Origin of the sequence: Paraburkholderia bengalensis (genome assembly GCF_037126505.1) — a bacterium.
Classification (GTDB): domain Bacteria; phylum Pseudomonadota; class Gammaproteobacteria; order Burkholderiales; family Burkholderiaceae; genus Paraburkholderia; species Paraburkholderia bengalensis.
This window is the reverse complement of sequence record NZ_JACFYJ010000089.1, coordinates 1-12,008: the sequence shown is the minus strand read 5'-3', so window position 1 is coordinate 12,008 and position 12,008 is coordinate 1. Positions and strand designations below refer to the sequence as shown.

Here is a 12,008-nt window from a genome sequence, read left to right as displayed (position 1 = left end):
CGTTTGCCGCCAGGGCAGGGATAGACGCCGAGGACAGACGTTCGCGCGATGCGCCCACGCACTTCGACGAATCGCGCTAAGGTATGGCCTCGACACCGCGACCGCGCGTCGCGGCCCGCCACCCACGCTTTGAACCCTGGAGATTCACCTCATGTCCGAACCCACGCAGTTCTGGATGATCGACGGCGCGCCAACGCCCGTCGGCCCGTTTTCCCACGCGACGGAATCAGGCGGCTGGGTATTCGTGACGGGCCAGATGCCCACCTCGCCCGACGACGATGACGCGCCATTGCCCGAAGGCGTCGCCGCGCAGACCAAACGCGTGATGGACAACCTCGTGCTGGTGCTCAAGGGCATGGGGCTCGGACTCGAGCACGTCGTGTCGGCGCGCATTTTCCTCACCGAATTCAAGCGCGACTACGCGACGATGAACGCCGTCTACGCCGCGCACTTTCCGCCTGGCCGTCTGCCCGCGCGCACCTGCGTCGGCGTCACGGGGCTCGCGCGCGATGCGCTCGTCGAGATCGACTTCATCGCGCGACGCCCGTAGGCGCGCCATTCCCATGCGCCGTTCCATCGAACGTTGCGGGCGCCGCGATTTTCTGCAGCGCGCGCTGATGCTGCCGCTTGCCATGTCGATACCGTCGTTGGCGCGCTCCGCCGATCAGAAGCCCTTTCCGAAGATGGAACGCCGCGCGATTCCGTCGACGGGCGAACCGTTGCCCGTGGTCGGCTGCGGCACCTGGCGCACGTTCGATGTCGGCGATGATCCGAACGGCCAGGCGCGCCTTGCCGAGGTGCTTGACACGCTGTTCGCCGCGGGCGGCTCGGTGATCGATTCGTCGCCGATGTACGGCTCGTCGGAAGCCGTCGCGGGCACGCTGCTCACGCGGCTCGACGCGCACGGCAAGGCGTTCGTCGCGACCAAGGTGTGGACGCAGGGACGCGAAGCGGGCATCGCGCAGATGGAGGAGTCGATGCGCCGGCTGCAGCAGCCGCGCGTCGATCTGATGCAGGTGCACAACCTCGTCGACTGGCGCACGCAGCTGGTGACGCTGCGCGACTGGAAAGCGCGCGGGCGGATTCGCTATATCGGCATTACGCACTACACGTCGAGCGCGTTCGACGACGTGGCCAGCGTGATGCGCAGCGAAAAGCCGGATTTCGTGCAGATCAATTACGCCGCCGACGATCGCGACGCCGGGCAACGCATCCTGCCGCTCGCGCATGATCTCGGCATCGGCGTCGTCGTCAACCAGCCGTTCGGCGGCGGCGGGTTGCTTGCGCGAATCGGCAAGACGCCCGTGCCCGCGTGGGCCGCCGACATCGGCTGCGCGACGTGGGCGCAATTGCTGCTGAAGTTCGTGCTGGCGCAACCCGCTGTCACCGTCGTGATACCGGGCACGGGCCGCCCCGAATACATGGCCGACAACGTGCGCGCGGGCGTCGGGCCGTATCCCGACCAGGCGATGTGCAAGCGGATCATCGAGGCCGTGGGCGGCTGAGCGCCTCGCGGGTGCGGCTGAGCGCCTCGCGCGTGCGGCTGAGCGAGCCACCGTGCAACGATAGCCCGGCCTGTGCACGAATTCTCCCACGCCAGCCGGGCCCGCAGCATCAGGACGCCGACGCCTTCAGCAGCACGGGATCACTGCGATAGACGTCCGGGAACATCTGCTTCAGGTAGTCGATCTTGGGCAGATCGTTGATCGCGATGTACGGCGAATCGGGATGCAGCACCAGATAGTTCTGGTGATACTGCTCCGCGCGATAGAAGCCCTTGAAGTCCTCGACCTTCGTGACGATCGGCGCGGAGAACACCTTCGCCTTGTTCAGCTGCGCGATATAGGCCTGCGCGATGTCGCGCTGCTCGGCGTTTTGCGGGAACACAGCCGAACGATATTGCGTGCCGCGATCGGGGCCCTGGTAGTTCAGCTGCGTCGGATTGTGCGCGACCGAAAAGAAAATCTGCAGGAGGCGCCCGTAGGTGATCTGCGTCGGGTCGTAGGTGATCTGCACCGACTCGGCATGCCCCGTGTCGCCGTCGCTGACGGTCTCGTATTGCGCGGTGTTGGCCGCGCCGCCCGTATAGCCGGAGGCGACCTGGCGCACGCCCTTCACGTGCTCGTACACGCCTTGCACGCCCCAGAAGCAGCCGCCCGCGAACACGGCCGTTTCCGTGTGGACGCTGCCCGCCTTTTCGTCCTGGACGGGCGCCGGAATCCTGACCGCCTGTTCCGCCGACGCGACGTGCTGCCACGCGATCGCACCCGCGCCGATTGCGACGAGCGCCGCGATCCTGACGGCCGACGTCCGGCTCCAGCCCAATGCGCCTGCGATGATGTTCCTGTTCACGATGTAGTCCTCGAATAACGGTGTGAAGTGTGAATACGGCATGCGGTCAGCCGAACGTGAACGCGTAGGCTTCGACACCCGGATCGAGAAATTCGATCGAAAAGGTGTGGTCCGCCACGTCGCCCGTTTGCCGCACGAGCTGATAGAGCCGCTGCCCCGTGACGACGCCGGCGCCATCGGCATCGATATCGGTGCCGTGTGCATTGCCGGGCGCGGCGCCGTCGATCGTCACGCGGAAATGCACTGGCCTGCCGTTCGCGCCCGGCCCGAGCACCAGATGCAGGTCGCGCGCATGAAAGCGATAGACGATGCGTCCGTTCGGCGCGGCAAGCGTCGCGTGTTCGGCGCCGACTTTCCACGTGCCCGCGAGTCCCCAGTCGTTGACGTCGGGGTTCGACGGCGCGGCGTAGTTGCGCGCGCGATTCTCGGCCTCGCCGCCCGGCGACGCGAAGTTCTCGGCGCGCGAATAGCCGATGTACGTTTCGGGCGATTGCATGTCGTTGCCATCGGCGGCTGCCTCGACGCCGTTCGCGTGCTGCGTGATGCCCGTCGTCATGTTGACCGCTTCGGGATGGCCCGCTTCGGCGAGCAGCTGCTGGATCACCTTCTCCGATTGCTCGTACTCGCCCTCGCCGAAGTGGTGATGACGGATGCGGCCCTGCGCATCGACGAAATAGTGCGCGGGCCAATACTGGTTGCCGAACGCGCGCCAGATCGCGTAGTTGTTGTCGATCGCGACGGGGTAATCGACGCCGAGATCGTGCGTGGCCTTCTTCACGTTGTCGACGTTGCGCTCGAACGCAAACTCGGGCGCGTGCACGCCGATCACGACGAGCCCCTGATCGCGGTACTTCTGCGCCCACGCCTTCACGTAGGGCAGCGTGCGCAGGCAGTTGATGCACGAGTACGTCCAGAAGTCGACGAGTACGACTTTGCCGCGCAGTTGCTGCGCTGTCAGCGGCGGCGAGTTCAGCCACTGCACCGCGCCTGCGAGCGCAGGCAGCGTGCCTTCGACGGGCAGCGGCGCCGCCGCCGTCGAGGCGCGCATCATCGCGCCCGACGCACCGGCGCGCGACCCATCGGCGCGCGGCGTGTTCGACGCATCATGCTGCGTGTCGGCGGCCCGCATGGCGGGACCCTCGGTGTTCGCGGCATTGGCGGCGATCGTCGCGTCGGCGGCGGGCCTGGGCGACGACAGCGAGTCGACGAGGCGCTGTTCGATGCCGCCCGTCGCGACGGTCGATACCTTCGCGAGCACGCCGGCATCGAAGCCGAGCGCGATGGCCGCGACGCCCGCCAGCATCGCTACGCCGATACCGCGGCGCACCCATTCGCCCGCGCCGAGCGAGCGCTTCATCGCGGCGAACACGCGTCCGCCGATCAGCAGCGCGACGGCCAGCGAGGTCGCCGCGCCCGCCGCATAGGCGAGCAGCAGCAGCGTCGTGCCCACGCTCGCGCCGCGCAACGCGGCGCCCGTCAGCACCAGACCCAGGATGGGGCCCGCGCACGGCGCCCACAGCAGGCCCGTCGCGATGCCGAGCACGAACGACGAGCCGGCGCGGCGCACCGGGCTGTCCTGCGCGTCGCCCGATTGCGCGAGCGCGGACAGCCGGTTGCCGGCGCTGACGAGCGGGTGCATCAGCCGGTCGGCAAGGCGCGGCATCAGCAGCGTCAGGCCGAACACGGCGAGCAGCACGACAGCGAGCCAGCGGCCGTACTGGTTGGCCTGCGTGACCCAGCCGCCGCCGACGGCCGCCAGCGTCGCGACCAGCGCGAACGTCAGCGCCATGCCGCCGAGCAGCGGCAGGCCCGTGCGCACGAACGGCTGATCGGCGCGCGCGAACACGAACGGCACGACGGGCAGGATGCACGGACTGAGGATGGTGAGCGCGCCGCCGAGATAAGCGAGGACGATGAGTAACATGATCGGTTGAAAATTGGGTTGTTCTTGAAGGACGGTCGTCAGACGGCGCGCGGCGTGAACGTCATCGCGAGTCCGTTCATGCAGTAGCGCAGGCCCGTGGGCTTGGGGCCGTCGTCGAATACGTGTCCCAGATGCCCGCCGCAGCGGCGGCAGTGCACCTCCGTGCGCACCATGCCCCACGAGCCGTCCTCGCGCGTCGCGACGGCGTGATCGAGCGGCGCCCAGAAGCTCGGCCAGCCGGTGTGGCTATCGAACTTCGTGCGCGACGAAAACAGTTCGAGGCTGCAGCCGGCGCATGCGAACATGCCGCTGCGGTGCTCGTCGTTCAGCGGGCTGCTGAACGGACGCTCGGTGCCTTCCTCGCGCAGCACGTGATACTGCGCGGGCGTGAGCAGCTGACGCCACTGCGCATCCGGATGCATCACTTCGAAGTGTCCGGCGGCGCCCGATGTGCCCGACGCGCCCGATGCATCGGTGCCGCCCGCCGCGAATGCGCGCCACTGCGTGAGCGCGGCCAGCGCAGCGAGCGCGCTGCCACCCGATAACAGAAACTGCCTGCGGCTTTTCATCGTGTGCTCCTTCCTGCGGCGCGATTGAACGTGGCTGTAGCGTAGAGCGGGCGGGATATCCACGTCCTCACGAAAACTTAAATTAATTGTGATAACCCGGCGGCGGAAAATTCTGCACAATGCGGTAAACGTTGAATCGCAGCGTTTAATCCCGCCGCTTGTTTTCTGCCTGTTTCCCGTTTTGACCGCGAGCCGATGGACCATCCCAAGCGCGTACTGATCGTCGAAGACGATGTCGACATAGCGAATGTGCTGAGCCTGCACCTGCGGGACGAGCGCTACGAGGTCGTGCACAGCGCCGACGGCAACGAAGGGCTGCGGCTGCTGGAGCAGGGCAACTGGGACGCGCTGATCCTCGACCTGATGCTGCCCGGCGTGGACGGCCTCGAAATCTGCCGGCGCGCCCGCGCGATGGCGCGCTATACGCCCATCATCATCACCAGCGCACGTTCCAGCGAAGTGCACCGGATACTCGGCCTCGAACTCGGCGCCGACGACTATCTCGCCAAGCCGTTTTCCGTGCTGGAACTGGTCGCGCGCGTCAAGGCGCTGCTGCGACGCGCCGATGCGATGTCGAAAGAGGCGCGGCTCGATTCGGGCAGCCTCGATCTCGCGGGCCTGTTCATCGATCCGCTGACGCGCGAGGCGAGCGTGAACGGCAAGCGCATCGAACTGACGCCGCGCGAGTTCGATCTGCTGTACTTTTTCGCAAGCCGTCCAGGCAAGGTATTTTCGCGCATGGATCTGCTCAATGCCGTGTGGGGCTATCAGCACGAAGGCTACGAGCACACCGTCAACACGCACATCAACCGGCTGCGCGCGAAGATCGAGGCCGACCCGGCGCAGCCCGCACGCATCCTGACCGTGTGGGGACGCGGCTACAAGTTCGTTGCCGATCCCGCCGCGCACGATGGAGACGCGCCGTGAACCTGTCGCTGACACAGCGGCTGTCGCTGGTGTTCTCGGTGCTGCTGCTCGCGTGCTGCGGGGCGTCGGCGTGGCTGCAGATCCGCTCCAGCGATCTGCACGAGAAGGAAGTGATCCAGAGCCTGTCGCGCGATCTCGCGTCGAATATCGCGCACAGCCCGGCGCTTTCCGGGAGCGACAGCGACGGCTCGCGCAAGGACGCGCTGCGGCAGATTTTCGGGCAGCTGATGGTGGTCAATCCGAGCGTCGAGGTGTATCTGCTCGATCAGGACGGCCATATCGAAGGCGACGATGCGCCGCAAGGCCATCTGAGGCGAATGCAGGTCGACGTTCGCCCGGTGCAGCGCTTCATCGCCGGCGATCCGCTGCCGATACTCGGCGACGACCCGCGCAGCATCGACGGCCGCAAGGTGTTCAGCGCCGCGCTGTTGCCGCGCGTGGGCAACCGGCCGCCCGAGTACCTGTACGTCGTGTTGCAGGGCGAAGCGCACGACGAACTGGCCGCGCGCGTCGCGGCGAGTTCGGTGCTGCGCACGACGTTGTGGTCGATGCGCTCGTCGCGCTGCTCGGGCTCGTCGCGGGGCTGATGGCGTTCGGCCTGATCACGCGCCCGCTGCGCCGTCTCACCGATGCGATGCGCCAGTTCGACGCGAACGGCGAACCCGATTCTCAACCTGTCATGCCGAACGCGACGCGCTGCTGCGCGTCGCGCTCGCGCGACGAAATCGCGACGCTCGAATCGACCTTCGCGCAGATGGCCGAGCGCATCGGCCGGCAATGGCGCGCGCTGACGCGGCAGGATCAGGAGCGGCGCGAACTCGTCGCGAACATCTCGCACGATCTGCGCACGCCGCTGACGTCGCTGCATGGCTACCTCGAAACGCTGTCGATGAAGTCCGACTCGCTCAGCGACGCCGAGCGCAAGCGCTATCTCGCGATCGCGCTCGCGCAAAGCGTGAAGGTGGGCCGGCTCGCGCAGTCGCTGTTCGAACTCGCCCGGCTCGAACATGGCAACGTGCAGCTCGCGTGGGAAGATTTCTCGCTGGTCGATCTGGTGCAGGACGTGTTCCAGAAGTTCGAGCTGTCCGCCGAAGCGCGGCGCATCCAGTTGCGCGCGAACATCCCGCCGCGCCTGCCGAACGTGACGGCAGATCTCGGCATGATCGAGCGCGTGCTGACCAATCTGCTCGACAACGCGATCCGCCATACGCCCGACGGCGGCGCCGTCGAAGTCGATCTTGTTGTGCGCGACGGCAAGGTGTCGGTGACGGTCAGCGATACGGGGCCAGGCATGTCCGCCGAAGTGCGCGCGGGGCTGTTCCAGCGCGCGTTCACATCGGGCGGCGCGCATCGCGGCGGACTCGGGCTGCTGATCGTGCAGCGGATGCTGCAGTTGCACGACAGCCAGATCCGGCTCGTCGATCGCGAAGGTGCGGGGACCACGTTCTGCTTCGAGTTGCGTCCTGCTGGCAGCGTGCAGAAGGGCGGGCGTGCGGCAGTGCCGGTGCAGTGAGTTGCGAGTGCCTTGCAGGTGAGTTGCGAGTGATTCGCAGGCGCAGTTTGAGAAATCGGGCGGTCTGAAAAGTCCAATAAGCGCCCAATGCATGTCATCCACGCTGCTCACGTTGTGACGCGTCGCAGCCTTGCTGTGAATGACGGCACAAAACGTTTGCGCGTCTCGCGTCATGCAGTATCACGGCATCGCGCCCACTGCCTGCCTGATCGCAAACGCTGGTTTAAAACACGTGCCCGATCGGCACGACGCATCGGCATGCAAACATCGGCATGCAAGCCACGGCGAAATTTTCTGAAACGCTGCTTGAAAACATCGCGTCGTTCAATCGTTAAAGAAGCGGCTATTCCGGCCGTTATCAGCGCGGAGACCATAACAGTCTATATTTTGGCGCGCATGATTCAGCTAGACTGGGCGCATTCCTCAGAAGCAAAACGTCGCGCGTCACAAGCACGCGACTCACGATCGCAATAAGGACAAATCAAATGCGGTGGTGCCTCTTTCATGCATGGGTCCGGCGGCGGGACGTGCCCGCCCGCATCGCGCGCGCGGCCGTTCGTTCACGGCATCGGCTCGACGCTGTGCTCCTGTTGCTGTGCGGCTGTCTTCTCGCCGTCAACGCGCACGCCGCCGACAACGTGCTGCGCGTGCTCGCTTGGCCTGGCTACGCCGACGCCGATGTCGTCAAGGCGTTCGAAGCGCGTTATCACGCGAAAGTGGAAGTGACGCTGGTCGATTCGGACGAGGCGCTGTGGGACAAGATGCACGAGGGCGCGCAGCCGCCGTTCGACGTGCTCGCTGCCAATACGGCCGAAATCCAGCGCTATGCGCAGGCCCATCTGCTGGCGCCGCTCGATCTGGCCAGCCTGCCAAACACGCGTCGCCAGTTGCCGCGCTTTCGCGCGCTGTCGGCAATCGACGGGCTGACGGATCATGGTTCCGTCTATGCGATTCCGTTCACATACTCGACGATGGGCCTCATCTACGACCGCAAGCAGGTGAGCGTCGCGCCGCATTCGATGAACGAATTGTGGAATCCGCGCTATCGCGGCAAGGTGCTCGACTACAACAGCGCGCAGCACAATTTCTCGTTCACGGCACTGGCGCTCGGCTACCCGGACCCGTTCCGGCTGAACGGCGAGCAGATCCAGACCATCACGCGCAAGCTGATCGACCTGCGCCGCAACCTGCTGACCTACTACAACCTGCCGGAAGAGGCGGCGGCGTTTTTCGTGCAGCACAAGGTCGCGCTGATGTTCGGTAACTACGGCACGCAGCAGGTCGAACTGCTGCGCCGCGCGGGCGCCGACGTCGGCTACGTGATTCCGGACGAAGGCGTGCTCGCGTGGCTCGATTGCTGGTCGATGACGAGCGCCGCCGCGAACCGCACGCTCGCGCTCGCGTGGATTAACTACATGCTGGAGCCCGACGTCAGCCGTCTGCTGACCGAGCGTCAGGGCCTCGCGAACACGCTCGCCGAGCCGCCCGAAAGCACGGGCAAGAGCCATATCCTGTGGATCGAGCCCGTCGAGGACATCGGCAAGCGCGAGGCGCTGTGGAGCCGCATCGTGTCGGGCGACCGTCCGGAGCGTTTCTGATGATGCGCCCGGGCCTCACGTTCAAGCTCTCGGTGCTGCTCGCGCTGATCGGCGTGCTCGCGTCGGGAACGACGGGCTACTACGCCTATCGTGCGAACCGGGCCATGCTCGTGCGCGAAGCGCAGCGCAGCCTGCTCACGTCGACGGAACTGCTCGGCCAGCGCTTTACCGTCGCGATCAACGACATCGCCGCCGATGCACAGGTGCTTTCAACCATGCCGTCGTCGGCGAGCGTCGCGCTGCACGACGACGGCACGTCGGCCGACAATCCCGAGCGCGACCGGCTCGCGCAGGTGTTCGCGAGCTTCATCAGGCACCATCCCGAGTATCTGCAGCTACGGCTCATCTCGCGCGCTCACTACGGGCTCGAACTGATCCGTCTCGACCGCGCATCGGGTAGCGCAGGCGGCGCGGTGCGTGTGCAGGAACGCGCGCTGCAGGAGAAAGGCCAGTTCGCGTACGTGTTCGATACGCTCGCGCTCGCGCCAGGGCGCGTCTACATCTCGCCGATCACCGTGAATCATGAGCACGGCGCGCATGCGGCCGAGGGCAAGCCCACGCTGCGGGTCGGCACGCCCATTGCCGACGCGCGCGGCGCAGTCGTCGGCGTGATCGTCGTCGACGTCGATCTGGCGAGCCTGCTGCGGCTCTCGCAAGCCGATCTGCCCGCCGACTATCAGGTCTATCTCGCCAACGAGTGGGGCGACTTCCTCGTGCATCCGGACCCGTCGCAGACGTTCGGCTTCGACAAGGGCCGGCGCGTGTTCATGCAGGAAAGCTTCGCGGCGACAAAGCCGCTTTTCGAACACTCCACGCAGCCCGTGCTGCTGAACGGCCTGATGCAGCCGGACGAGGCGGACGGCCACGTCTACGCGTTCGTGCGCCGGCCGTTCGGCCAGTCGCAGGGCAACCGCTTCCTCGTGATCGGGCTCGCGAAGCCGCTGCACGACGTGCTCGTCGGCGCGAACATGCTCGGCAACAGCATCGTGCGGATGGTGCTGACCTTCAGCGCGTTCGCAATCCTGCTCGCCATCCTGTTCGCCCGCGCGCTCACGCGTCCGCTGCATCAGCTCGCACACGCGGCCACGCATTTCTTCGCCGATCACACGGTGGACGCGCTCCCCGTCAAACGCAACGACGAAATCGGCGTGCTCGCGCGATGCTTCGATCGCATGCGCCGCGAGATCCGCGTGCAGATGGACGAGCTGCACAGCAAGCAGCACGAGCTCACGCATCTGGCGAGTCACGACGCGCTGACGGGCCTGCCGAACCGCATGCTCTTCATGCAGAAGCTGCAGGAAGCGATCGACGCGGCGCGCGCGAGCGGCGAGCGGCTCGCGGTGCTGTTCATCGACCTGAACCGCTTCAAGCAGATCAACGACCGCTACGGCCATTCCGTCGGCGACGATCGTGCTCGCGATCGTCGCGCGGCGCTTGCAGCATGTGCTGTACGGCGGCGATATCGTCGCGCGTCTGGGCGGCGACGAGTTCATCGTGCTGTCAAGGGCGAGCGCTCCGCCGAAGCGGCGCCTTCCATCGCGCGCGCATCGTCGAGCGCGAGACGATGTGACGATCGGCGATCATCCGATGGCCGTCGGCGCGAGCATCGGCATCAGCCAGTTCCCCGCCGACGGCGATTCCGCCGAAGCACTGCTGCTCAACGCGGACGCCGCGATGTACGCGGCGAAGTCGGGCGGCGCGGGCGCGTGGCTGTCGTATCGCGAACTCATCGACATGCAGCGCGCGCGTGCCGGGCGCGAAAAAGAGCGGCGCGACAGCGGGCGGCATGACCAGGAGCGGCACGACAGCGGGCGCGCCGATAGCGAATCCGACAAGGTCGAGCCCGCCGACGACGGCGCCGACGTCATCGCCTGACGTGATCGCCGGACACGCCGCCTCGCATTCGCGCGCGCGCACAAACGTACGACCGTTGCTCTCCTTGCGGCATGGTTTTTGCAAAAAGCCTGCATCCAAAGCAAAAAGGAGAACCGCGATGACCTTGGCCATTTATCTGATCGGCTGGCTGATTTTCATTGGCGGCGTGTCGTGGGCTCTCGTCAGCATGCACGTCGCGCAGCACTACGTCGCGATCGTCGCCGTCATTCTGCTCGGCATCGGCGTCGTCACGGGTGCGACGCGCGCGCGGGGCCGCGACCGGTCGTCCTGAGCGCCGCGCGCCAGACAGATCACGGCAGTCGGCAGCTGGGCGCCGCTGCCGTGACATTTTCCGACATAGTTTTTGAACTGACTTCGCGAGCCCGTTCTTCTACGATTTGATCCGTCGCCACGCTGCATCTGCGAAGTGGCCCGAACCGTGAAGGACACCGCCGTGAAGATCCGCTCGTCATTTTTCTCCTCGTTTTCTGGTCTGCTGAATCGTTCGTCGAACGGCGTCTCGCGCCGGATCGCGATGACGGCGGCAGCAGCCGTGATCGGCGCCGGTGCGTCGCTCGTCAGCGTGCCCGCATGGGCCGGCTACTACGGTCACGGCACCGCGTACACGTCGCACGGCACCTATAGCGGCGCGCACGGCGGCTACTGCAGCGGCGGCACCTGCAACCATGCAGGCGGCGTGGCGGGGCCGTACGGCGGCATCGCGACGAACTCGGGCAGCGTCACGCGCACGGCGCCCGGCCAGTTCTCGAACTCGGGCACCGCGTACGGTCCGAACGGCCGCTCGGTCGAGCACTCGGGCGACACCAGCTGCGCGGGCGGCACGTGCTCGCATACGGGCTCGATGACGGGCTCCGACGGCCGCACCGCGTCGACCTCCGGCGAAGTGACGCGCACGGGCGCCGGCCAGTATTCGTCGTCGGGCACGGTGACGGGCGGCAACGGCAACACATACAACCATTCGGCATCGACGAATTGCGCCGGCTATACCTGCTCGCGCTCGGGCACGGTGACGGGCAGCAACGGCGGGACGGTCACGCATTCGGGCAGCGCGACGAGCGTCGCGCCGGGCGTCGTCGTCACATCGGGCAGCGCAACGGGCACGCACGGCAACACAGTGACGACGAGCGGCACGGTCTACCATGGCGGGGCCGTGACGACGGGCGGCACGACCGTGGTGACGGGCACGACGACGGTCGGCGCGGCCGTGGTCGTGCCCGCGCCCGTTGTGG

General features: G+C 66.6%; 10 protein-coding genes and 2 pseudogenes. 9 read left to right on the top strand and 3 right to left on the bottom strand.

What is annotated here, in order from left to right; all coding sequences use genetic code 11:
* Nucleotides 1–151: 151 nt before the first annotated feature.
* On the top strand, nucleotides 152–550 hold the full coding sequence (locus H3V53_RS34025) for a RidA family protein (RefSeq protein ID WP_336601568.1): 399 nt from the start codon (nucleotides 152–154) through the stop codon (nucleotides 548–550).
* Between the two features lie 13 nt (nucleotides 551–563).
* A complete protein-coding gene (locus tag H3V53_RS34020) occupies nucleotides 564–1,505 on the top strand; it encodes an aldo/keto reductase (RefSeq protein WP_336601567.1) in 942 nt (313 codons plus the stop codon).
* 109 nt (nucleotides 1,506–1,614) lie between these two features.
* On the opposite strand, the gene msrA is transcribed toward H3V53_RS34020, so the two are convergent.
* From msrA to msrB, 3 genes are read right to left on the bottom strand one after another with little or no spacing between them, the layout of a single operon-like run.
* Nucleotides 1,615–2,352: a peptide-methionine (S)-S-oxide reductase MsrA gene (msrA, locus tag H3V53_RS34015; RefSeq protein WP_336601566.1), complete on the bottom strand. Its 738-nt coding sequence runs from the start codon at nucleotides 2,350–2,352 to the stop codon at nucleotides 1,615–1,617.
* 46 nt (nucleotides 2,353–2,398) lie between these two features.
* Entirely contained in the window at nucleotides 2,399–4,276 is a 1,878-nt protein-coding gene (locus H3V53_RS34010; RefSeq protein WP_336601565.1) for a cytochrome c biogenesis protein DipZ, read from the bottom strand.
* 38 nt (nucleotides 4,277–4,314) lie between these two features.
* Complete coding sequence (msrB, locus tag H3V53_RS34005; protein WP_336601564.1) at nucleotides 4,315–4,845, bottom strand: peptide-methionine (R)-S-oxide reductase MsrB; 531 nt, start codon at nucleotides 4,843–4,845, stop codon at nucleotides 4,315–4,317.
* A 195-nt stretch (nucleotides 4,846–5,040) separates the two neighbouring features.
* Here msrB and H3V53_RS34000 point away from each other — a divergent pair, with 195 nt between their 5' ends.
* The 7 genes and pseudogenes from H3V53_RS34000 to H3V53_RS33975 form a co-directional block, all read left to right on the top strand.
* Nucleotides 5,041–5,772 carry a winged helix-turn-helix domain-containing protein gene (locus H3V53_RS34000; RefSeq protein WP_054926864.1) on the top strand — a complete coding sequence of 244 codons (732 nt, stop codon included), beginning with the start codon at nucleotides 5,041–5,043 and terminating at the stop codon, nucleotides 5,770–5,772.
* Nucleotides 5,769–7,285 (top strand): annotated as a pseudogene (locus tag H3V53_RS33995) (ATP-binding protein). Before H3V53_RS34000 ends, H3V53_RS33995 begins: the two are co-directional and overlap by 4 nt.
* 485 nt (nucleotides 7,286–7,770) lie before the next feature.
* Nucleotides 7,771–8,883: an extracellular solute-binding protein gene (locus tag H3V53_RS33990; protein WP_336601563.1), complete on the top strand. Its 1,113-nt coding sequence runs from the start codon at nucleotides 7,771–7,773 to the stop codon at nucleotides 8,881–8,883.
* Nucleotides 8,883–10,235: pseudogene (locus tag H3V53_RS33985) on the top strand (HAMP domain-containing protein); the annotation flags it as partial. The gene H3V53_RS33990 and the pseudogene H3V53_RS33985, both read left to right, overlap by 1 nt.
* Before the next feature lie 58 nt (nucleotides 10,236–10,293).
* Nucleotides 10,294–10,758 carry a diguanylate cyclase domain-containing protein gene (locus H3V53_RS43815; protein ID WP_419539611.1) on the top strand — a complete coding sequence of 155 codons (465 nt, stop codon included), beginning with the start codon at nucleotides 10,294–10,296 and terminating at the stop codon, nucleotides 10,756–10,758.
* 118 nt (nucleotides 10,759–10,876) lie between these two features.
* Nucleotides 10,877–11,050, top strand: coding sequence for a hypothetical protein (locus H3V53_RS33980; protein ID WP_012404672.1), 174 nt, complete (start codon nucleotides 10,877–10,879; stop codon nucleotides 11,048–11,050).
* A gap of 162 nt (nucleotides 11,051–11,212) precedes the next feature.
* On the top strand, nucleotides 11,213–12,008 hold a 796-nt coding region (locus H3V53_RS33975), incomplete at its 3' end, for a hypothetical protein (RefSeq protein ID WP_419539610.1).

Excerpts from the sequence above, each read along its gene's own strand:
- H3V53_RS34000 (WP_054926864.1), top strand. The coding sequence starts at position 5,041 with ATGGACCATCCCAAGCGCGTACTGATCGTCGAAGACGATGTCGACATA.
- H3V53_RS34020 (WP_336601567.1), top strand. The coding sequence starts at position 564 with ATGCGCCGTTCCATCGAACGTTGCGGGCGCCGCGATTTTCTGCAGCGC.
- H3V53_RS34025 (WP_336601568.1), top strand. The coding sequence starts at position 152 with ATGTCCGAACCCACGCAGTTCTGGATGATCGACGGCGCGCCAACGCCC.
- H3V53_RS33990 (WP_336601563.1), top strand. The coding sequence starts at position 7,771 with ATGCGGTGGTGCCTCTTTCATGCATGGGTCCGGCGGCGGGACGTGCCC.
- msrB (WP_336601564.1), bottom strand. The coding sequence starts at position 4,845 with ATGAAAAGCCGCAGGCAGTTTCTGTTATCGGGTGGCAGCGCGCTCGCT.
- H3V53_RS33980 (WP_012404672.1), top strand. The coding sequence starts at position 10,877 with ATGACCTTGGCCATTTATCTGATCGGCTGGCTGATTTTCATTGGCGGC.
- H3V53_RS34010 (WP_336601565.1), bottom strand. The coding sequence starts at position 4,276 with ATGTTACTCATCGTCCTCGCTTATCTCGGCGGCGCGCTCACCATCCTC.